General features: G+C 72.1%; 20 protein-coding genes. 15 read left to right on the forward strand and 5 right to left on the reverse strand.

The genetic code is table 11. The features are described 5' to 3' along the window. Positions 1-131: 131 nt before the first annotated feature. The 11 genes from BLU42_RS09485 to BLU42_RS09535 all read left to right on the forward strand — a co-directional run bounded on the left by BLU42_RS09485 (position 132) and on the right by BLU42_RS09535 (position 11,484). Positions 132-1,271: a CaiB/BaiF CoA transferase family protein gene (locus BLU42_RS09485; protein ID WP_091074222.1), complete on the forward strand. Its 1,140-nt coding sequence runs from the start codon at positions 132-134 to the stop codon at positions 1,269-1,271. Continuing rightward, on the forward strand, positions 1,261-2,328 hold the full coding sequence (locus tag BLU42_RS09490) for a LacI family DNA-binding transcriptional regulator (RefSeq protein ID WP_197680693.1): 1,068 nt from the start codon (positions 1,261-1,263) through the stop codon (positions 2,326-2,328). Before BLU42_RS09485 ends, BLU42_RS09490 begins: the two co-directional genes overlap by 11 nt. 110 nt (positions 2,329-2,438) lie before the next feature. Beyond that, the gene (locus tag BLU42_RS09495; RefSeq protein WP_197680694.1) at positions 2,439-3,587 is read left to right on the forward strand and encodes a Gfo/Idh/MocA family protein; all 1,149 of its coding nucleotides are present in this window, start codon (positions 2,439-2,441) and stop codon (positions 3,585-3,587) included. Continuing rightward, positions 3,584-4,456 carry a fumarylacetoacetate hydrolase family protein gene (locus BLU42_RS09500; protein WP_091074223.1) on the forward strand — a complete coding sequence of 291 codons (873 nt, stop codon included), beginning with the start codon at positions 3,584-3,586 and terminating at the stop codon, positions 4,454-4,456. Before BLU42_RS09495 ends, BLU42_RS09500 begins: the two co-directional genes overlap by 4 nt. Next, on the forward strand, positions 4,453-5,232 hold the full coding sequence (locus tag BLU42_RS09505) for an SDR family NAD(P)-dependent oxidoreductase (RefSeq protein WP_091074224.1): 780 nt from the start codon (positions 4,453-4,455) through the stop codon (positions 5,230-5,232). Before BLU42_RS09500 ends, BLU42_RS09505 begins: the two co-directional genes overlap by 4 nt. After that, entirely contained in the window at positions 5,225-6,385 is a 1,161-nt protein-coding gene (locus BLU42_RS09510) for a CaiB/BaiF CoA transferase family protein (RefSeq protein ID WP_091074225.1), read from the forward strand. Before BLU42_RS09505 ends, BLU42_RS09510 begins: the two co-directional genes overlap by 8 nt. Further along, entirely contained in the window at positions 6,382-7,548 is a 1,167-nt protein-coding gene (locus BLU42_RS09515) for an extracellular solute-binding protein (protein ID WP_091074226.1), read from the forward strand. The genes BLU42_RS09510 and BLU42_RS09515 overlap by 4 nt, the downstream gene beginning before the upstream one ends. Further along, positions 7,545-7,994, forward strand: coding sequence for a MaoC family dehydratase (locus BLU42_RS09520; RefSeq protein ID WP_091074227.1), 450 nt, complete (start codon positions 7,545-7,547; stop codon positions 7,992-7,994). Before BLU42_RS09515 ends, BLU42_RS09520 begins: the two co-directional genes overlap by 4 nt. 96 nt (positions 7,995-8,090) lie before the next feature. After that, positions 8,091-9,299 (forward strand): ABC transporter substrate-binding protein, encoded by a 1,209-nt coding sequence (locus BLU42_RS09525; RefSeq protein ID WP_157719905.1) that lies wholly within the window; start codon positions 8,091-8,093, stop codon positions 9,297-9,299. Then, a complete protein-coding gene (locus BLU42_RS09530; protein WP_091074229.1) occupies positions 9,296-10,636 on the forward strand; it encodes an L-fuconate dehydratase in 1,341 nt (446 codons plus the stop codon). Before BLU42_RS09525 ends, BLU42_RS09530 begins: the two co-directional genes overlap by 4 nt. Continuing rightward, positions 10,633-11,484, forward strand: coding sequence for an amidohydrolase family protein (locus BLU42_RS09535; protein WP_157719906.1), 852 nt, complete (start codon positions 10,633-10,635; stop codon positions 11,482-11,484). Before BLU42_RS09530 ends, BLU42_RS09535 begins: the two co-directional genes overlap by 4 nt. 38 nt (positions 11,485-11,522) lie before the next feature. Here BLU42_RS09535 and BLU42_RS09540 read toward each other — a convergent pair whose 3' ends face one another. Further along, on the reverse strand, positions 11,523-11,894 hold the full coding sequence (locus tag BLU42_RS09540) for a hypothetical protein (protein WP_157719907.1): 372 nt from the start codon (positions 11,892-11,894) through the stop codon (positions 11,523-11,525). 337 nt (positions 11,895-12,231) lie between these two features. Here BLU42_RS09540 and BLU42_RS09545 point away from each other — a divergent pair, with 337 nt between their 5' ends. Beyond that, a complete protein-coding gene (locus BLU42_RS09545) occupies positions 12,232-12,678 on the forward strand; it encodes a hypothetical protein (protein ID WP_157719908.1) in 447 nt (148 codons plus the stop codon). A 17-nt stretch (positions 12,679-12,695) separates the two neighbouring features. On the opposite strand, the gene BLU42_RS09550 is transcribed toward BLU42_RS09545, so the two are convergent. Beyond that, entirely contained in the window at positions 12,696-14,165 is a 1,470-nt protein-coding gene (locus BLU42_RS09550) for a peptide MFS transporter (protein ID WP_091074233.1), read from the reverse strand. A 90-nt stretch (positions 14,166-14,255) separates the two neighbouring features. On the opposite strand from BLU42_RS09550, the gene BLU42_RS09555 reads away from it, so the two are divergent. Then, positions 14,256-15,704, forward strand: a complete 1,449-nt coding sequence (locus BLU42_RS09555) for an MGH1-like glycoside hydrolase domain-containing protein (protein ID WP_091074234.1) — start codon at positions 14,256-14,258, stop codon at positions 15,702-15,704. Here BLU42_RS09555 and BLU42_RS09560 read toward each other — a convergent pair. From BLU42_RS09560 to BLU42_RS09570, 3 genes are read right to left on the reverse strand one after another with little or no spacing between them, the layout of a single operon-like run. Beyond that, positions 15,694-16,584, reverse strand: a complete 891-nt coding sequence (locus tag BLU42_RS09560) for a carbohydrate ABC transporter permease (protein WP_091074235.1) — start codon at positions 16,582-16,584, stop codon at positions 15,694-15,696. The genes BLU42_RS09555 and BLU42_RS09560 overlap by 11 nt on opposite strands. Before the next feature lie 59 nt (positions 16,585-16,643). After that, positions 16,644-17,624, reverse strand: a complete 981-nt coding sequence (locus BLU42_RS09565; RefSeq protein WP_091074236.1) for a carbohydrate ABC transporter permease — start codon at positions 17,622-17,624, stop codon at positions 16,644-16,646. After that, positions 17,621-18,979, reverse strand: coding sequence for an ABC transporter substrate-binding protein (locus tag BLU42_RS09570; protein ID WP_091074237.1), 1,359 nt, complete (start codon positions 18,977-18,979; stop codon positions 17,621-17,623). Before BLU42_RS09570 ends, BLU42_RS09565 begins: the two co-directional genes overlap by 4 nt. Before the next feature lie 221 nt (positions 18,980-19,200). On the opposite strand from BLU42_RS09570, the gene BLU42_RS09575 reads away from it, so the two are divergent. Both BLU42_RS09575 and BLU42_RS09580 read left to right on the forward strand, forming a co-directional pair. After that, positions 19,201-20,283, forward strand: a complete 1,083-nt coding sequence (locus BLU42_RS09575; RefSeq protein ID WP_197680695.1) for an aldo/keto reductase — start codon at positions 19,201-19,203, stop codon at positions 20,281-20,283. Positions 20,284-20,287: 4 nt separating this feature from the next. Continuing rightward, positions 20,288-21,334, forward strand: a complete 1,047-nt coding sequence (locus BLU42_RS09580) for a LacI family DNA-binding transcriptional regulator (protein WP_091074238.1) — start codon at positions 20,288-20,290, stop codon at positions 21,332-21,334. Positions 21,335-21,341: the final 7 nt, after the last annotated feature.

Consider the following 21,341-nt stretch of genomic DNA (forward strand, 5'->3'; position numbering starts at 1 on the left):
AGTCGAAGGGCCTCGACGAGGTCGGCACTCTCCGCACGACCGGACGCGAACCTCCGCGAGCCCCGTCGACGAACCACGACCAGCGCCCGTAGCCTGCTGCGCGTCGGACGCCCGTTGACGCTGGGAGGCCTGTGCTCGACCCCGAGGACCTCCCGCTGCACGGGACCGTCGTGCTCGACTTCAGCCAGTTCCTCGCCGGACCGGTCGCGGCCCTCCGGCTCGCGGACCTCGGCGCGCGGGTGATCAAGGTCGAGCGGCCGGTGACCGGCGAGATCGGGCGCACGCTCGCCTTCGCGGGCCGCTGGATCGACGGCGACACCGCCTCCTTCCACGCGATGAACCGCAACAAGGAGGCCGTGGTCGCCGACCTCAAGGACGCCCACGACCTCGCCCTCGTGCTCGACCTCGTCCGCCGTGCCGACGTGCTGCTCCACAACTTCCGCCCCGGCGTCATGGAACGCCTCGGGCTCGACCACCGCACGGTCGCCGCGCTCAACCCCGGCCTCGTGTACGCGAGCGCGTCCGGCTACGGCGCCGACGGGCCGTGGGCCGGCCGACCCGGCCAAGACCTGCTCGCCCAGTCGGTGTCCGCGCTCCCCTGGGTCAGCGCGCCGGCTGAGCGCCCGGTGCCGGTCGGGCTCTCGCTCGCCGACCACCTGCTCAGCTGCCACATCGCCCAGGGCGTCGTGGCGCTCCTCCTGCGTCGCGCCCGGACCGGCCTCGGCGGCCTCGTGGAGACGAGCCTCCTCGAGGGCATGCTCGACCTCCAGCTCGTCGGCCTGACCACCCGGCTCAACGCCACGACACCCACGCAAGAGCCGCAGGGCGAGGCCACGGACAGCAGCCCCACCACCGTCTCCGGCCTCTTCGCGACCGCCGACGGCTGGGTCGCCGTGACCGCGGCGCGCGACGCCCTCGTACGCCTGCTCGGCCCGTCGTCCGGCGGGGACGAGCAGCTGTCGGGGCTCCTGCGCGCCCGGACCACCGACGCGTGGGTCGAGGCGCTCGACGCCCCCGGGGTGTGGTGCTCGCCGGTGCTCACGCTCAAGGAGCTGCTCGCCCACGACGCGTTCGAGGCGGTCGGCATGACGCAGACCGTGCAGCGCGAACGCCCCGACGCGGAGCCCGTGCCGATCCGGACGACCCGCAGCCCGATCCGCATCGACGGCGAGCGGCTGCTCAGCACGCGCGGCGCGCCGCGGCTGGGCGCGCAGGGCCGGGTGGGCACGAGCACGGTGCTGACCGACGCCGAGGTGACCCGTGGAGGCTGAGGGCGAGCCGGGGAGCGAGCGCAGGAGGACCAGCGCGACCGCCGCGGTGACCCTCTCCGAGGTCGCGAGCCGGGCCGGTGTCTCGGTCTCCGCGGTCTCCAAGGTCCTGCGCGGGACGGCGGCGATCCGCGTCAGCCCGGAGACGCGGCAGCGCATCCTCGACGCGGCCCAGGAGCTGCGCTACCGGCCCAACTTCGCCGCCCGGGCGCTCCAGGCGGCGCGCACCCAGGTGCTGGGGCTGGTGGTCCCCGACCTGACCAACGCCCTCTTCACCGAGCTCATGCACGGCGTGGAGGACGGTGCCGCGGCCCACGGCTACACGGTGCTGCTCGGCCGGCTCGACACCGACCGCCCCCAGACCGAGGTCATCGCCCGGCTGCTCGGCGAGGGCCGCGTCGACGGCCTGGTCCTGCAGGCCACCGACGGGGTGGACCCCGACAGCCTCGACCAGCTGCTCGACCCGCGGGCCGCCGTGGTCCTCATCAACTCCGTCGCCTCCGGGCGCGCCTCCTCGGTCACCGTCGACGACGTCGGCGGCGCTCGGACCGCCACCGAGCACCTGGTCTCCCTCGGCCACACCCGCATCGCCCTGGCCGGCGGGCTGCCGACGTCGTACACGGCTCAGCGCCGGCGCCGCGGCCACCAGGAGGCGATGCGGGCGGCCGGGCTCGTGCCGCGCGAGGACCACGAGACGGCGCTCGGCTACACCGCGGAGCAGGGCCGCGAGGCGCTGCGGCGGCTGCTCCGGCTCGACCCGCGACCGACCGCCGTGGTCGTCGCCAACGTCAACGCCGCTATCGGCCTGCTCGCCGAGGCGCACGCGCAGGGCGTGGACGTGCCCGGGGAGCTGTCGGTCGCCACCGTCCTCGACTCCTGGACCGCGGAGAACACCTGGCCGCCCCTCACCGCGGTGCGCATGCAGTTCTACGCGATGGGCGAGCGCGCGGTCGCCAGCGTGGTCCGGCGCCTCGAGGACGGGGCCATGACCGAGGAGGTGGTCCTCGACCCGCCGCCCGAGCTGGTGGTCCGCGGCTCGACGGTGCCTCCGAGGACCTGAGGCGCTCGGCCGTCGTGGCGGTCGTTGACCTGGACCATCTGACCGGTCTAACGTTTGATCACGTCGGCGCCGACCCTCGGTGCCGCCCGCGAACCCGCGAAGGAGCCACCGTGCCGCCGTCCAGCCCCGCGGGCCCGAGCGGCCTGCCGGAGCTCGAACCGCACCCCGGCTACCGCCTCGTCCTGCCGGACCACCCCCGGCCGGTCGTGCTCGTCGGCGCCGGGGGGATCGTCCGCGACGCGCACCTGCCGGCGTACGCGAAGGCGGGCTTCACCGTCGCCAGCCTCACCGACCTGGACCTCGACCGCGCCCACGCGCTCGCGGAGGCGTACGGGATCACCGAGACGTACGGCTCGGTCGCCGACGCGGTCGCGCACGCCCCGGCCGACGCGGTCTACGACGTGGCGCTGCCGCCGGAGGCGCACGTCGGCGTGCTCGAGGCGCTGCCCGACGGCGCCGCCGTGCTGCTGCAGAAGCCGCTCGGCAACGACCTCGCCGACGGCGTCCGCACCCGCGAGGTCTGCCGTCGCAAGGGCCTCGTCGCCGCGGTCAACACCCAGCTGCGCTTCGCTCCGTACGTCGCCGCCGCGCGCGAGCTGATCGCGGCCGGGACGGTCGGCGAGCTCTACGACCTCGAGGTCCGGGTCTCGGTGAACACGCCGTGGGAGATGTTCCCCTACGTGCTCGACCTCCCCCGCCTCGAGATCAACATGCACAGCGTCCACTACCTCGACCTGGTCCGGTCGTTCCTGGGCGACCCGACCGGCGTCTCGGCGGTGACCGTCCGGCACCCGACCAAGACCGTCGCCAACACCCGCTCCGACATCGCGCTGACCTACGGCGACCGGCCGGTCCGCGTGGTCGTCTCGACCAACCACGACCACCACTTCGGCGAGCCGTACGAGGAGAGCTTCGTCAAGTGGGAGGGCACGCGCGGCGCCGTCCGCGCGCAGCTCGGCCTGCTGCTCGACTACCCGCGCGGCGGCGAGGACCGCCTCGAGGTCGTCACCGACGACCGGCTCGATCAGGGCTGGCGACCCGTGCCCTTCGAGGGATCGTGGTTCCCCGACGCGTTCATCGGCTCGATGAGCGTGCTGCAGCGCTACCTCGAGGGCTCGATCCCCTCGCTCCCGACGTCGGTCGACGACGTCTTCCGCACTATGGCCGTCGTCGAGGCGGCCTACCGCTCGGCCGCCTCCGGCGGCGAGCCACCCCCGTACGACGCTGATCGCATCACAGTCGAAGAAGGAGCACGATGAGACTCGCCCGCCTGGGAGCGCCCGGGGCCGAGAGGCCCACGGTCGTCGTCGACGGCACCCACCACGACCTGCGGCCGGTGCTGGACGAGCTCGGGGTGACCGACGTCGGCCCGGCCTTCTTCGCCGCCGGCGGGCTGGACCGGGTCGCCGCGGCGGTGGAGGCGGGCACGCTCACCAAGCTCGTCGGCGCCGCAGACCTGCGCGTCGGCGCCCCGCTGGCGCGCCCGGGCAAGGTCGTCTGCATCGGGGTCAACTACCGCGACCACGCGGCCGAGAGCGGCATGGCGACGCCGGACGAGCCGGTCGTGTTCATGAAGGACCCGAGCACCGTCGTCGGCCCGTTCGACGAGGTGCTCGTGCCCGTCGGCTCGACCAAGACCGACTGGGAGGTCGAGCTCGGCGCGGTGATCGGACGGACGGCGCGTTACCTCGGCTCGCCCGACGAGGCGAGGGCCTGCGTGGCCGGCTACGTCGTCTCGCACGACGTCTCCGAGCGCGAGTTCCAGCTCGAGCGCGGCGGGCAGTGGGACAAGGGCAAGAGCTGCGAGACCTTCAACCCGCTCGGGCCCGAGCTGGTCACGGCCGACGAGGTCGGCGACCCCCAGGCGCTGCGCCTGACGCTGTCGGTCAACGACGTCCTGCGCCAGGACGGCACCACCGCCGACATGGTCTTCGGCGTCGACCACATCGTCTGGTACCTGAGCCAGTTCATGGTCCTGGAGCCCGGCGACCTCATCAACACGGGCACGCCGGCGGGGGTCGCCCTCGGCCTGCCCGACAAGCCCTACCTCAGAGCAGGAGACGTCGTGGAGCTCGAGATCACCGGCCTCGGCCGCGCCCGCCAGACCTTCGCGCAGGCGACCCGATGAGCCCCGTCGACCCGACCCGGGAGTACGCCGGGCTCGTCGCCGCGGTCACCGGCGGCGGCGCCGGCATCGGCCTGGCCGTCGTCGTGGAGCTCGTCGCGCGGGGCGCCCGGGTGGCCGCGCTCGACGTCGACCCGAGCGGAGCGCCCGACGGCGTGCTGGGGGTCCGCTGCGACGTGACCGACCGCGCGTCGGTCGACGCGGCGATCGCGACCGTCGTGCGCGAGCTCGGGCAGCTCGACGTCGTGGTCAACAACGCCGGGATCAGCGCGGTCGGCAGCGTGGAGGACCTCTCGGACGAGGACTGGAGGCGCGTCCTCGACGTCAATGTCGTCGGCATCGCCCGCGTCTCCGCGGCGGCCCTGCCCCACCTGCGCGACTCCGAGGCCGCGGCGATCGTCAACACCTGCTCCATCGCGGCCCAGGTCGGGCTCCCCCAGCGCGCCCTGTACGCCGCGTCGAAGGGCGCGGTGCTCGCGATGACCTTCGCCATGGCCACCGACCACGTCGGCGAGGGCGTCCGCGTCAACTGCGTGTGCCCGGGGACGGTGCACACCGGGTTCGTCGACCGGCTGCTGGCGACCTTCCCCGACCCGGAGAAGGAGCGCGCCGCCATGGGCGCGCGCCAGGCCATCGGCCGGATGGTGACGCCCGAGGAGGTCGCGTACGCGGTCGCGTACCTGGGCAGCCCGCGCGCCGGCTCCACCACGGGCACGGCGCTCGACGTCGACGGCGGGGCCACCCACCTGCGTGCCCGCGCGGTGCAGAAGCGTGGCTGAACCGGCGCCGTCGGCGGTCCCCGCGCAGGACGAGCTCGACCTGCCCCTGGCGGGCGTGACGGTCCTCGACTTCAGCCAGTTCCTCGCCGGTCCCGTCGCCGCCCTGCGGCTGGCCGACCTCGGCGCCCGGGTGATCAAGGTCGAGCGCCCAGGCATCGGCGACCTGGGCCGCACCCTCGCCTTCGGCGGACGCATGGCCGGGGCGAGCTCGATGTCCTTCCACGCCATGAACCGCAACAAGGAGAGCATCACCGCCGACCTCAAGGACCCCGCCGACCTGGCGCGCGTCCGCGACCTGGTGGCCGACGCCGACGTGCTGATCCAGAACTTCCGGCCCGGGGTCATGGAGCGCATCGGCCTCGATCACGCGTCCGTGGCGAAGATCAACCCGAAGATCGTCTACGGCAGCGTCAGCGGCTACGGCGACGCCGGCCCGTTCAAGGACCGCCCGGGGCAGGACCTCCTCGCCCAGTCCATCGCCGGCCTGCCCTGGCTGAACGGCTCGCGCGACGACCCGCCCGTGCCCGTCGGGCTCTCGGTCGCCGACCACCTGGCCAGCTGCCACCTCGCGCAGGGCATCACCGCCCTGCTCGTGCGCCGCTACCGAACCGGTCGCGGCGGGCTCGTGCAGACGAGCCTCTTCGAGTCGCTGCTCGACCTGCAGTTCGAGCTGCTCACGACGCGCCTGAACGACCCGACGGTCGCCGTGCAGCGCAAGGGCCCGCGCTCGGCGCACGCCTTCCTGCCCGCCCCGTACGGCATCTACCCCTGCTCCGACGGCTACCTCGCCATCGCGATGAACCCCGTCCCGACCATCGGCCGGCTGCTCGACCTGCACGTCCTGACGTCGATGACCGACCCGAGCGCCTGGTGGGAGCGGCAGGAGGAGATCGAGGAGCTGATCGCCGAGCGGCTGCGCACGGACACGCGCGACGCGTGGCTCGCGGTCCTCGACGCCGAGGACGTGTGGTGCGCGCCCGTGCTGACGCTGGAGGAGCTGATCAGCCACGAGGGGTTCGCGGCGATCGCCATGACCCAGGAGATCAGCGCCGGCGACCTCACGCTCACCACGACGCGCAGCCCGATCCGCGTCGACGGCCAGCGGCTGACCAGTGCACGGCCGGGGCCGGAGCTCGGGCAGGACGACCGATGACCACACCGTCGACCACGCTGCGCGGCATCACCTGGGAGCACGCCCGCGGCTACGACTGCCAGGTCGCGGCCGCCGCCGAGTACGAGCGCCGGACCGGCGTGCGCGTGGAGTGGGAGGCCCGCTCGCTGCAGGCCTTCGCCGACGCGCCGCTCGAGGACCTCACGGCGCGCTACGACCTGCTCGTCATCGACCACCCGCACGTCCCGCTGGCCGCGGAGGCCGGGCTCCTCGCCCGGCTCGACGGGGCCGGCCACGACGAGGAGCTCGCCGCGCTAGCCGCCGACTCGGTGGGCGCGAGCCACGCGACGTACGCGTACGCCGGCCACCAGTACGGGCTCGCGACGGACACGGCCACCCAGGTCGCGGTCCACCGGCCCGACCTGCTCCCCGACCCCCCGACCGACTGGGACCGGGTGCTCGAGCTCGCCGACGAGGGCCGCGTCCTCTGGCCGGCCAAGCCGATCGACGCCTGGTCGAGCCTCTGCACGCTCGCGGCCGGACGCGGGACGCCGGTCGGCTCCGTCCCCGGCACGTTCCTCAGCGACGAGGACGCGGCACCGGTCCTCGACCTGCTCCACCGCCTGGCCGACCGCGTCCCGGACTGGTGCCTGTCGGCCAACCCGATCCAGGTCGCCGAGGCCCTCGCCGCCGACGACGGCGAGGTGTGGGCGTACGCGCCGCTGCTCTACGGCTACAGCAACTACTCGCGCGCCGGCTACCGCCCGCACCGGCTGCGCTACGTCGACATGCCGGCCGGGCCCCTCGGCCTCGCCGGCTCCCAGCTCGGCGGCGCGGGCGTCGCGGTGTCGAGCCGGGCGTCCGACGTCGACGCGGCCCGGGCGTACGCGCTGTGGGTCGCCTCGCCGGAGGTGCAGTCGGGCCTCTACTACGACGCCGGCGGTCAGCCGGGCTACGGCGCCTCGTGGGACGACGACCGGCTCAACGCCGACTCGCTCGACTTCTTCCGCGGCACCCGCCGCACGGTCGAGCAGGCCTGGGTCCGCCCGCGCACAGCGGGTCTGATCGAGCTGCAGGACACGGTCTCGCCGTGGGTCACCGAGACCCTCCGCGGCGAGCTGGACGACGAGACGCTGCTGCGGCGCGCGAACGAGCTGGCCGCTCGCCTGCTCCTCGCCGAGGACGCGACAGGTGAGGACGCATGAGGACCGAGGACCGCTACTTCGAGGACTTCCGCGTCGGCGAGAGCCGCACGTCGGTCGGGCGGACGATCACCGAGACCGACGTCGTCATGCACGCCGGGCAGACGGGCGACTTCTTCCCGCACCACATGGACGCGGAGTGGATGAAGACGCAGCCCGCCGGCCAGCGGATCGCCCACGGCACGTTGATCCTCGCCGTCGCCGTCGGCATGACCGCGACCGACATCAACCCGCAGGCGATGTCGTACGGCTACGACAAGATCAGGTTCATCAAGCCGGTCTTCATCGGCGACACGATCACGGTCACCGCGGAGATCACCGAGCTGAGTGATCACAAGAAGAGGCCCGAGCAGTACGGCTACGTGCACGAGCTCGTCACCGTGACCAACCAGCGCGGCGAGACGGTCATGGTCCTGACCCACCTCTACCTGACGAACAAGCGCGGATGACGCTCCCTGAGCCGGAGGCGCTGCCTGAGCCTGTCGAAGGACGAGAAGCGCTCCCTGAGCCCAAGACGTTCCCTGAGCCTGTCGAAGGGCCACGAAGTGATTGACGTCGGAGACCACAGCGGCGCCCCGCTGCGCCTCCTCGGCCGCGACTTCGACGGCTTCCGCCGGGCGGTGTCCGCCCACTCCGCCGCCTGGCCCGCCGGCACGGTCGACGCGACCTGGCTCGGCCTGCCCGGGCTCGAGGCCGCGGTCCTCGGTCCCGGACCCGCCGACGCCGACCTGCTCGTCGTCCCCGCCGACTGGCTGCCGGCCCTGGCCGCGAGCGGCCGCGTCCGGGCGCTGACGCCGTACGTCAGCGCGAACCCGCCCGAGGGCTGGCCCGACGCGTGGTCGCCCTCGTTCCACGACGGGATCACGTGGGGCGACGACGTCTACGGCCTGCCGTTCCACGACGGCCCGCAGCTGCTGTTCACCCGCCCGTCGCTCCTCGAGGCGCACGGCCTGCGTCCGCCGTCGGCGTGGTCGGAGCTGCTGGCCGTGGCCGGAGCGCTATACGAGCCCGACGCCATTGCCGGAACGGTGCTCGCGGGTGCACCGGACGGCCACAACAACGTCTACGACCTGGTCCTGCACCTGCGCCGGTTCGGCGGCGACCTGGTCGACGCGGACGGTCGGATCACGCTCGACACCGACGCCATGCGGGCCGCGCTGACCTTCCTGCGCGAGGTCGTCACCACCCTCGTCAGCCCGGACGCCGCGCGGATGGACAGCAACGACAGCGGCTTCGCCTTCGCGGCCGGACGCGTGGCCGTCGCCGTGAACTGGGCCGGGTACGCCGCCCTCGCCGCGGCGGGCGCCGTGGCCGACGACTTCGCGTGCGCCGTCGCACCGACCCACGACGACGGCTCGCCGACCGTCACCGTGAACGCCTTCTGGGTCACCTGCGTCAGCGCGGCCTGCGCCGACCCGGACCGCGCCTGGGACTACCTGCGCCACGCGGCTTCGGCGGCGATGGACCTCGAGACCACCCGCGCGGGCGCGTCCGGGGCGCGACGCAGCACCTGGGCCGACCCCGAGCTGCTCCGCGCACACCCCGAGCACGCGCTCTTCGAGCGGGCGCACGACCACTCCCGCCCGCTGCCCCGCGTGCCCGAGCTGCCCGCTCTCGTCGGCGTGCTCAACGAGCTCGTCGACGCCGTCGTCTGGCGCGGCGAACCGCTCGGACCCGCCCTCGCCGTCGCCGACGCGTCTGCGGCCGCCCTCGACCAGCACGCCCCCGTCCGTCCCTCCAGGAGCACCCCATGACCCGTATCGTCTCCGTCGACGTCGTCGACCTCCGCTTCCCGACCTCGCTGTCGCTGGACGGTTCGGACGCCATGAACAAGGACGCCGACTACTCCGCGGCGTACGTCGTCCTCCGCACCGACGAGCCCGGGCTCGCGGGCCACGGCTTCACCTTCACCATCGGGCGCGGCAACGACGTGTGCGTCCTCGCCGCGGAGCACCGCGCCGCGCCGCTGGTCGGACGGGACGTCGACGCGCTCGTCGGCGACCTCGGCGGCGTCTACCGCGAGCTGGCGTCGGACTCGCAGCTGCGCTGGCTCGGCCCGGACAAGGGCGTCGAGCACCTGGCCATGGCCGCGGTGATGAACGCCGTGTGGGACCTCGCCGCGCGCGTCGCCGGCAAGCCGCTGTGGCAGCTGCTCGTCGACATGGACCCCGAAGCGCTCGTCGACACCCTCGACCTCACCTACCTGAGCGACGTGCTGACGCGCGACGAGGCGATCGCCATGCTCGCGTCGTCGATGCCCCAGCGGGCGGAGCGCGTCGCCGACCTCCAGCGCACCGGCTACCCCTGCTACACGACTTCGGCGGGCTGGCTCGGCTACTCCGACGACAAGCTGCGCCGCCTCGCCACCGAGGCGCTCGAGCAGGGCTTCCGGCACGTCAAGCTCAAGGTCGGGGCCAACCTCGAGGACGACGTCCGCCGCTGCTCGATCGCGCGCGAGGTCATCGGCTGGGACGCCAACCTGATGATCGACGCCAACCAGGTGTGGGACGTCCCGCAGGCGATCGAGTGGGTGCAGGCGCTCGCGGAGTTCAAGCCGCTGTGGATCGAGGAGCCGACCAGCCCGGACGACGTGCTCGGCCACGCCGCGATCCGCAAGGCCGTCGCGCCGATCGGCGTCGCGACCGGCGAGCACGGCATGAACCGGGTGCTGTTCAAGCAGCTCTTCCAGGCCGAGGCGATCGACTTCTGCCAGCTCGACGCCGCCCGGCTCGCCTCGATCAACGAGATCGTCCCGGTCTACCTGATGGCTCTCAAGTTCGGCGTCCCCGTCTGCCCGCACGCCGGCGGCGTCGGGCTCTGCGAGCTCGTGCAGCACCTGTCGGTGTTCGACTACGTCGCCGTCTCCGGCACGACCGAGCACCGCGTGACCGAGTTCGTCGACCACCTGCACGAGCACTTCGCCGACCCGTGCATCGTCTCCGACGGGGCGTACGTGCTGCCCTCGCAGCCCGGCTTCAGCGCCGAGATCCACGAGGCGTCGGTCGCCGAGTACGCGTTCCCGGACGGGTCGTTCTGGAAGGGACGCCAGGCGGCGGACGACGTCGTCGACGCCGCGGGGTCGATCCGGTGATCATCGACACCCACCTGCACGTGTGGGACCTGGACCGCTCGCCCTACTCGTGGATCGACCGGGCCGTCCCGCCGTTCAACCGCACCTTCACGTTCGACGAGGTCGCTCCGCAGCTGGCGGAGAACGGCGTCGACGCCGTCATCCTCGTGCAGGCCGACGACGACGACCGCGACACCGACCACATGCTCGAGGTCGCCGCGGAGCGGCCCGAGGTCGTCGGTGTGGTGGCGTTCGTCCCGCTGCACGAGCCGGCCCGGGCCGCGGTCCGCCTCGAGCAGCTGCTCGAGAACCCGTACGTCGTCGGCATCCGCAACCTCACTCACGACCGACCCGATCCCGACTGGGTCCTCCGCCCGGACGTCGACGAAACCCTCGGACTCATCGAGCAGGCTGGCCTGCCCTGGGACCACGTCGCCGTGGTCCCCCGCCACCTCGAGCACGTGGCCACGATCAGCGAGCGCCACCCGGACCTGCGCATCGTGATCGACCACCTGGCCAAGCCGCCGATCGGCGAGGCATCGCGCGAGCCCTGGTGGAGCCTCATCGAGATCGCCGCGCAGAACCCGCTCGTCCACGCCAAGATCTCCGGCCTCTACCCGGGCGCAGACCCCGCGTCCTGGACCGTCGAGGGACTGCGACCCTTCGTCGACCGGGCGCTCGAGGTGTTCGGCCCGAGCCGGCTCATGTACGGCGGGGACTGGCCGGTGTCGGCACCGGCAGGCGGCTACGGAGCGGTCCTGAACGGTCTGCACGAGGTGCTTACCGCGCTGCCGAGGCCGGAGACCGACGAGGTGTGGTCGGGTGCGGCTCGTCGCACCTACGGGCTACCGCGAGCTCTCCCGCTCTGAGGCCGCGATGCCGAGGCGTGCGATGCCGAGGATTTCCGTCAGCTCGACGTGATCGGAGAGTTTGGCAGCGGTTCCGTGGTGCCGTCCGACTCAACACCCACCCTCCCGTCGAGCCGCTCGGCAGGGGCTCTCGGCACCGTCAGAGCAAGAAGCGCGATACCGGCCACGCAGAGGGTGAGCATCGCTGTCGAGCGGTCTTGCCGAGCCGACGCCGCGTCGGACTGCTGTGCGAGCAGCCGGAGGTAGTCGATGGTGGTCCAGCCGTTGACGACCGCTTGCTGCGGCGCTCCTGACGCGTTCGCGTTGTTCGCATCGTCGGTGCGCTCGATGACGGCGATCGTGGATGCAGGGTCCGGCGCTTCCGGCGCCATGCCGAACCAGACAGCCGCGGCCGCCAGCAGCAGGATCACCGCGCCGAGCTGACGGACGCGCGTCCTCGTCGCCACGGTCAAGGCCGTGGAGGACGTCCGCACGGAACCGGGTTGCCGAAGGAGACCACCGGCGCCAGCCTCCGCGGCGCCTACGGCGTCGACCTCTGTCGGCGGTGTCGGCTGGGACGGTGCGGTCATCAGGGGCTCCTCGGAGTGAGTAGGCGTCGGGTAAGGATGCGGCAGCAGAAGCGCAGCCGCACGGCTTTCCAGGGAAGAACTGCGCCCGCCGCGAGGTCCTGCCAGCACGAGTGCCCCCTCTGGCGGCTACGGTCTGCCGACCGGGACCGCCTGGGTCCCCGCCCGACCAGGGAGCGACATGTTCAGACTTCTTCGAGCCGTGCTCGTGGGCGCCGCAGCGTCCGCGGTGGTGGTGGCCGGCGCCCAGACGGCGAGTGCCGAGAGCTACACGGCCAACTGCTACTCCGACGACGGCGGCAACGACTGCTACGGCTCGCCCCCGGCGACCTCCGGCCTCGACCTGGCGGCACGGGCTCGCTACACCGACGAGACGAACAAGTTGTGCGTGGCCGACACCCAGGCCGACGGACGCAGCAGCGTCGGCGTCTACTGGCCCGCCGGGGAGCCCGGGAAGAAGGTTCGGTACTGGAACCACTCAGGCTCCGGTTCGACGACCTGCGCAGGGCTCGGTGGTCTCCGCGAGAACGCCGACTACCGCATCCAGGTCTGCCTCGGGGAGTGGGCGAAGCGGGCTGCGAACCGGGTCGTCATCGCCTGCGGACCCGCCACTGCGGTGAGGTTGTAGCCGGAGGTGGACCGACCTCAGCGAACGCCCACCATCCGCCTGCTGATCCAGCGCCGACCCACGAGCAGCAATACCCCTACCGCGATCGAGGCGGCGCCGATGATCAGGAAGTACGGGGTCTCGGACTCCGGGTCGTAGAAGCCGGCCAGCGTCCCGGCGGTCGCGGTGCCCACGGCGATCGAGAGGAAGTAGAGCGCGATCATCTGGGTGTGGAAGGCGGCCGGCGCGAGCTTGGTCGACAGCGACTGCCCCACGGGTGACAGGCAGAGCTCGGCGAGGGTGAAGAAGAACAGGATCAGCACCAGCCAGAGCAGCGGCGTGCTGTTGGCGGCGCCGTTCGCGTACGGCAGGAACAGCAGGAACGCGACGCCCATGAAGAGGGTGCCGAGCGCGAACTTCACGGGCGTCGGCGGCTGACGGTCCCCCAGCCGCGTCCACAGCGCCGCGAACACACCGGCGAAGACGATGATGAAGATCGGGTTGATCGACTGCACGAAGCTCGGCGGCATCGTCCAGCCGAAGACGTCCCGGTCCAGGCGCTGGTCGGCGTACACGGCGACGACGGTGCTCTGCTGCTGGAACAGCGACCAGAAGACCGCGCTCGCGACGAACATCGGGATGAACGAGACCACCCGGCTGCGCTCGTCGGCGGTGATCTTGTTCGAGGTCAGGATCACCGCGAACAGCGCGACGGTGGCCACGACGGTCACGCCGACGACGATGGCCGAGAGCCGGTCGGCGGTGATGATGCCCGCGACGGAGAGCACGACGACCAGCAGCACGACGACGACCGCCGCGCTGCCGTACCTGACCTTGCCGCGGCGGTCGAGCGGGTTGGCGACCGTGTGGCCGACGCCGCCGAGGGTGCGCCGGCGCAGCAGCAGGTACTGGGTGAGGCCGAGCGCCATGCCGACGGCGGCCAGCCCGAAGCCCCAGTGGAAGCCCTTCATGCCCTGCAGCAGACCGGTGAGCAGCGGCCCGACCAGGGCACCGATGTTGACGCCCATGTAGTAGATCGAGAAGCCGGCGTCGCGCCGCGTGTCCTCCGGCGAGTAAAGGTCGCCGAGCACCGAGCTGGTCGTCGTCTTCAGCGAACCTGAGCCGAGCGCGATGCACACCAGCCCGATCCCGACCCCGCCGAGCCCGGGGACGACGGCGAGCGAGATGTGGCCGAGCATGATCACGACGGCGGCGACGAGCAGGGTGCGTTCCGCGCCGAGGAGGCGGTCGGCGACCCAGGCGCCGAGGATCGCCGAGAGGTAGACGAGCCCGCCGTACGCGCCGACGATCGACGTCGCGGCGCCCTGCTCCAGCCCGAGCCCACCCTCGGTCAGGCTGTAGTACAGGTAGTAGACGAGGATGCCCTGCATCCCGTAGAAGCTGAACCGCTCCCACATCTCCACGCCGGCGAGGTTCGCCAGGCCCAGCGGGTGGCCGAAGAACGTACGCCCGGCGCTCGGCCGGTCCTGGTCGACGACGGTGCTCATCCGGGCAGAATCGCACGGTCGACACCGAGCCTGAGGGGCCACCCCGGCGGGTCGCCGGAACCGTCGGACGGCGCGGCTACGGTCGAGCGCGTGCCTCCTTCCCGGCCGGACCACCGTCTCGACCTCACCCGCCTGCCGGAGCCCGTCCTCGACGCAGCACCGGACCTGGTCGCGCTCTACTGGACGGCCTGGGAGACGGCGTGGACCCACGTCGTCGAGCAGGCCGGCGTCCCGCGCTCGCCCTACATGGACGAGGGCTTCGACCCCGACGTCATCTGGATCTGGGACACCTGCCTGATGACCCACTTCTGCAAGTACGCGCCCGAGGACTTCCCGGGCATCGAGAGCCTGCAGAACTTCTACGGCCCGCTGCACGACGGCGCGCCCTCGGCGCTGCAGATCCAGCACCCCGACAACCCGCCGCTCTTCGCCTGGGCCGAGGAGGAGTACGTCCGCCACACCGGCGACCTCGAGCACGTGGCCCGGCTGCTGGACGCCGGCTACCTGCAGCGGCACTTTGCCTGGTTCGACACGGTCGCCCCCAGGACGGTCCTGCCCGTCTCGGTCATGCCGACGACGATCGAACGGCGCCCGGAGGGCTACCGCTGGGGCGCCATCCAGAGCGGCATGGACAACACGCCCCGGGCCGGCGAGGCCACCTGGTACGGCAACTCCCGGGGCGGCATCCTGTGGCTCGACGCCCTGGCCCAGCAGGCGCTCTCCGCGCAGAGCATCGCCCGCCTCGCCCGGCTCGTCGACCGGCCTGCGCTGGCCGAGGAGTACGAGGCCCGGCACGCGTCGCTCTGCGCCGAGCTCCAGCACCACTGGGACGACGAGGACCAGACCTTCTACGACCGCGTGGAGACCGCGCCCTTCCCGTTCCGGCGCGTGGTCACGCCGGCGGCTTACTGGCCGTTGCTGGCCGGGGCCTGCAGCCCGGAGCAGGCGCACGCGCTGGCCGATCTCCTTGCTGACCCGGGCAAGTTGGGCGGCCCGGTGCCGTGGCCGTCGGTCGCCCGGGACGACCCGGCCTTCCGCGCCGACGGGCAGTACTGGCGCGGCGGCGTCTGGGTGCCGCTGGCGTACATGAGCGCTCGCGCCTTGGCCGACCACGGCCACGCGGGGCTGGCGCGGACCGCGTCGCGGGCCCTGCTGGACCACATGGCCGCGACCTGGTCAGGCTGCTCCCCGCAGACGATCTGGGAGGCGTATGCGCCCGTCGAAGCGAGGCCTGCGACGGACAAGGACGGTCGGACCACGGTGCGGCCGGCGTTCTGCGGCTGGTCGGCGCTCGGACCGATCTCGATGCTGATCGAGCACGTGCTCGGCTTCCGCGTCGACGCCACCGCGCAGACGGTGCACTGGGACCCCGACGGGCCGGGTCGTCAGGGCATCCGTCGGCTGCGGTGCGGCCCCGCCACCCTCGACGCGGTGGCCGAGGGCGGCGAGGTCGTCCTCGACACGGACCGGTCGATCACGCTGGTGCTGTCCGGCTGCCGGATCGAGCTCGACGCCGGGCACCACGTGCTCAGCCCTTGACCGCTCCCACCGTCTGGCCGCGCATCAGGAAGCGCTGCGCGCCGAGGAAGACGATCAGCAGCGGCAGCATGCTGAGGAACGTCGCCAGGGCGAGCTGGGGCATGTAGAGCTTGACGTTCAGCCCGGCCGCGACGGTCGGGTTGAACAGCGGGCTCGCGCCGATCAGCTGCTGCAGGCCGATCGAGACCGTGTTGTTGTTCTGGTTGGAGCTGAGCAGCGCGAGCGGCAGGAAGAAGTTCGTCCAGTTGGCCACGAAGGAGAAGAACGTGACCAGCGCGACGGCCTGCTTGGAGATCGGGACCGCGACCTTCGTGAAGATCGAGATCTCGTTCAGCCCGTCGATGCGCGCCGCCTCCACCAGCTCGGGCGGCATGGTGGTCATGAAGTGGATGTAGGCGAGGTAGGTCCCGAAGGGGAAGAACCCCATGATCACCACGACCGGCCACAGCTGCCCGACCGCGCCGATGGCCGCGACCTCGAGGAAGAGCGGGATGACCAGGACCGTGTTCGGCATGACCATCGCCAGCAGCGTCACGAAGAGCAGCACCCGCCGGCCGCGGAACCGCAGCCGGGCCATCGCGTAGCCGGCCGGGATCGCGGCGACGACCGCGATCAGGGCGCCGCCGACGGAGACGACCAGCGAGTTGGCCATCCAGCGGACGAACAGCCCGCCGCTGCCCGGCCCGAAGCCGTTGACCTGCGACCAGGAGTAGACGGCGTTGCTCCACGACACCCCGCCGAGCCCCAGGAAGCCGCCCTGCCCGGCCGCCACCTCGTCGGCGTCGCGGAAGGACATGGCGACGAAGCCGACGATCGGGAACACGAAGGCGGCCGCGACGAGGAGCATCGTGACGATGCGGGCCAGACGGTTCAGCGACATCGGACGACGACCGGCGCCCGTGCGCGCACTCGCCTCGGGAGTCGCTACGGCGACGGCCATCAGTTGGTCTCCTCGCTGAACAGCCCGCTCTTGAAGACGATGATCAGGCCGATCCCCAGCGTGATCGCGAGCAGGATGAGCGACATCGCGGCGGCGGCCGGGAAGTTGTAGTTCGAGAACGCGAACGCGTAGCCGAGCTGGCTCGGCGAGTACTGGTCGGGCAGCGCGTTGGACGCCACCTGGTCGAGCAGCTGCGGCTCCAGGAAGAGCTGGAAGCCGTACGCGAGGTTCATCAGGGCGGCGTAGCCGATCCACGGCCGGATGATCGGCAGCTTGACGTCCCACGCCACCCGCCAGGGACCGGCGCCGTCGATCTGCGCGGCCTCGAGCACGGCGTCGTCGATGCCGTTCAGGCCGCCGTTGACGATCACGATCCAGGTGCCGACGCCCTGGAAGAAGAGCATCGCCGCGAGGATGAAGGACAGGTTGTTCCCCGAGACGACGACCGACTTGATGTCGGTCAGCCCGAGCGCGTTCCAGAAGCCCTGGATCGGCGACGAGCTCGGGTTGAGCAGGTAGACCCAGAGCACGAAGTTCGCCACGCCGGCCAGCGCACCGGGCACGTAGTAGATGAACCGCATGGCGTTGCCGAAGCGGCCCGGGCTCGCGTGCACGAGCAGCGCCAGGCCGACGACGCCGATCATCATGATCGGCAGCCACACGACCAGGACGCTGGCGATGTTGCCGAAGGTCCGCAGGAAGCGGAAGTCGGTGACGACGGTCTCGAAGCTCTTGAGCCCGCCGAAGCCGACCGCCGGGTTGAGCGGGGTCGGCGGGGTCTGCAGCGCGGTCACGAAGGCGTAGCCGATCGGGATCACCCCCGCGATCAGCAGCAGGACGACGTACGGCGCGCAGAGCGTCCACGCGCCGGCCGTCTCGACGCGCCGCGAGGTGCGTCGAGACGGCTGCCCGGGCGGGCCCGTGGTGACGGCCTCGGCCGTCACCACGGAACCCGTCGAGGCCGAGGAGGCCACGGTCATGGGGTGGTCTTCACCTCGTAGCCCTGGGACTTGGCCTGGTTGTTCAGCTCGCTGCCGAAGTTCGTCCAGGCGTCGTCGAAGCTCTTGCCGGCGACGAGGTCCTTGGCGACGGTCTCGGTCCAGATGCCGCCGGTGTTGTAGAGCGTGTACGCGTGGTCGCCGGGGACGTAGGTGGCCGCGGTCTTGAAGGCCGAGAAGGTCGCGTCGTTGTCGGCGAAGTACTTCGCGGACTTCTGCTTGGCGATCCAGTCGTCCTGGACGGGCCCGTACGCCGGCAGCCCGGTGCTCAGCTCGACCTGCCAGCGCGGGTCGCTGACCACGAACTTGGCGAAGGTGAGCGTGTTGTCGAGCTGCTTGCCGGTGATGTGGCTGGAGACGCCCCACAGGCCGCCGCCCTCGTTGCCGGTGGAGGGCTTGGACTCGCCCTGCCAGGTCAGCGGCTCGGTCGCCGTCATCGTGCCCGCGTCGATCTTCCAGGTCTGGTTGAACAGGTAGTCGCCCCACCAGAGCGCCCCGGGGCTCATGACCAGGTCCTTGCCGGTCTTGGCCGCGTCGGCGTCGAAGATGCCGAGGTTCGAGGCCGCCTTGCCCTGGACCATCTCGGCGACGAGCTTCTTGGCCCGCTGGCACTTGGCGTCGTCGAGGTTGATCAGCACCGAGGTCTCGGACAGGCGCTGGTTGGTCGGGCAGCCGCTCGCCCACAGGTAGCGGTCCGGCGCGTACGCGTCGCCGAGGAACGCGCTGACCTTGCCCGGGTGCTCGGAGGCGATCTTGACCGCGAGCGTCCCGTAGTCCTCCCACGTCTTCGGCGGGGTGTAGCCGTTGGCGTCGAAGAACTTCTTGTTGTACCAGAACACGTCCGGGGCCGCGTCGTTGCGCAGGCACCGGATCTTGTCGTCGATGTTGCACGGGGCGAGGATCGCCGGGTCGTAGTTCTTGATCGTGTCGGGCACCAGCGAGGTCAGGTCGGCGGCGTAGTTGATCTGCGCGCCGGCGGCCCAGGCGATGTCGTCGTTGGACGGGAAGAAGATCGCGTCCGGCCAGCCCTGCTTGGCCTGGTTGAACTGCGCGAACTGCTGCGAGAGCGCCTTGCTGCCGACCGTGCCGTCGATCTGGTTGATCGTCGTCGGGATCTCGGGGTGCGCCTTCTTGAACGCCTCCGCCGCGGGCACGCGGGGCGGGTCGACCCACACGGTGATCGCGCCGCCGGAGTCCGTCTGCGCCGGCGCCGAGGCACCCGGCTGGCCCGGGAGCCCGCCCCCGCCGCCGCACGCCGAGGCCACGAGCAGCGCGAGCGCGGCGCCGACCAGGCCCAGCGTGGTCCGCGGCCGAGCCGCGATGTCCTTGGTCTTCATTGACTCTCCTGTCACGCGCCAGGTCGGCGAACCCGCCGGGCGAAACGTTTTGCGTTCTGGACGAGAGGGAACCTACTCACGCCGCTCCCGCACTGTCAACGACTCTGGTGCCGACGTTTGATCACGATCGGAGATCGTTGACAGCGGTGCCACGCCCTCGTAGGGTCCGGTCGAATCGTTTCGTCTTTGGGGAGCGCGCCTCTCCGCCCGAAGGAGTCCCTGTGAGTGCGAGCCCTGGCGTCAACGCCGACCTGACCGCCAGCGCTGTCGACCCGGCCTCGGTCCCCCTGCGCACGCTGGCCGACGGCAGCACCATGCCGGCCATCGGCATGGGCACCTTCGGCTCGGACCGCTACGGCTTCGCCCAGGTCGCCGAGGCGGTCCGTGGCGCGCTCAAGGTCGGCTACCGGCTCGTCGACTGCGCCTCGGTCTACGGCAACGAGCCCGACATCGGCCGCGTGCTGAGCGGGGCGTTCGGCGACGGCGTGGTCGCCCGCGACGACCTCTTCGTCATGTCGAAGCTGTGGAACGACAGCCACGGCGCCGAGGGCGTGGCCCACTCGGTCCGCCGTACGCTCGCCGACCTCGGCCTGGACCACCTCGACGGCTACTTCGTGCACTGGCCCTTCCCCAACCACCACGCGCCGGGCGTCGACACCGACGCCCGCGACCCGCACGCGCGGCCGTACCTGCACGACGAGTTCATGGAGACCTGGCAGGCGATGGAGTCGCTCGTCGACGCCGGCCTCGTGCGCCACCTCGGCCTGTCGAACGTCACCGTGCCCAAGCTCGGGCTGATCCTGCGCGACGCGCGGATCCGGCCCGCGCTGAACGAGATGGAGCTGCACCCCTGCTTCCAGCAGCCCGAGCTCTTCGACCTGTGCGTGGCGCAGGGCGTCCAGCCCGTCGGCTACTCCCCCCTCGGCTCCCCCTCGCGCCCCGAGCGCGACCGGACGCCGGGTGACCACGTCGACACCGAGCACCCGGCCGTCGTCGCGGCGGCGCAGGCGCACGGCGTCCACCCGGCACTCGTCTGCCTCAAGTGGGCCGTCGCCCGCGGGCAGGTCCCGATCCCCTTCTCGGTCAAGCGCGAGCAGTACGTGGCCAACCTCCGCGCCGTCACCGAGGACCCGCTCTCGGAGCAGGAGCTGGCCGCGCTCGCCGACGCCGACGCCGGCGACCGGCTGATCAAGGGCCAGGTGTTCCTGTGGCCCGGCGCGCGCTCGTGGGAGGACCTCTGGGACGTCGACGGCACCGTCGCGACCGCGCCCGGCTTCGAGCGCTCGGTGCGCGCGGCAGGATGAGGACGTGAGCGACCCGCGGACCAGGACCGGCAGACCGGGCCGTCCGTCGGTCACCTACAAGGACCTGCAGGAGCACACGGGCCTGTCGCTGTCGACGATCTCGAAGTACTTCAACGGCCTGCCGCTGCGCGAGTCGAACCGCCTCGCCGTCGAGGCGGCCGTCAACGAGCTCGGCTACCGCGTCAACACCGTGGCCCGCAGCCTGCGCACGCAGCGCTCACGCACGGTCGGGGTGCTGCTGCCGGTGCTCGACAACAACTTCCACCTCAGCATCATCGCTGGGATCGAGGCGTCGCTGAGCGCCGCGGGCGTGGGGGTCGTGGTCAGCGCCAGCCGCGACGTCGAGGGCCAGCAGGGCAGCGTCGACGCGCTCGCCGACCGGATGGTCGACGGCATCATCGCGGTCCCCTCCGCGCACGACGCCGCCCCGCTGACGCAGGTCTCCGCCCGCGGGCTGCCCGTGGTGCTCATCGACCGGCTCGTCGACGGGCTCGAGTGCGACGCCGTCGTGCTCGACAACGCCGACGCCGCGCAGCAGGCCGTGCGCCACCTGGCCGACCACGGGCACCGCCGGATCGCGGTGCTTGCCGGGCCGTCCGACATCTGGAGCCTGCGCGGGCGCTACGGGGGCTTCGCCGAGGCGCTGCGGCAGCGCGACCTCGACGCGGACCCCGCGATGGTGCGGACCGGACCCATCACCGTCGAGTCCGGCGTCGTCGGGATGCGCAGCCTGCTCGCCGAGCCCGACCGGCCCACCGCGGTCGTCTGCCTCAACTACGAGCTCACCGTCGGGGCGCTCATCGCGCTGAACGAGTCCGGCCTCCGCGTCCCCGAGGACCTCTCCTTCGTCGGCTTCGACTCCCTCGTGCTCGCCCAGGTCACCAAGCCCCGGCTGTCGATGGTCGTCCAGCCCACCCACGAGATCGCCGTACGGGCCGCCGAGCTGATGCGCGAGCGGCTCGAGCAGGAGCCGGACACCCGGCCCGCCCGGCGGGTGGTGCTGCCCGCCGAGCTCGTGCCCGGCGGTTCCGTGGCGCGCCCGCGCGCCTGACCCGCAC

Origin of the sequence: Microlunatus sagamiharensis (genome assembly GCF_900105785.1) — a bacterium.
Taxonomy (GTDB): domain Bacteria; phylum Actinomycetota; class Actinomycetes; order Propionibacteriales; family Propionibacteriaceae; genus Microlunatus; species Microlunatus sagamiharensis.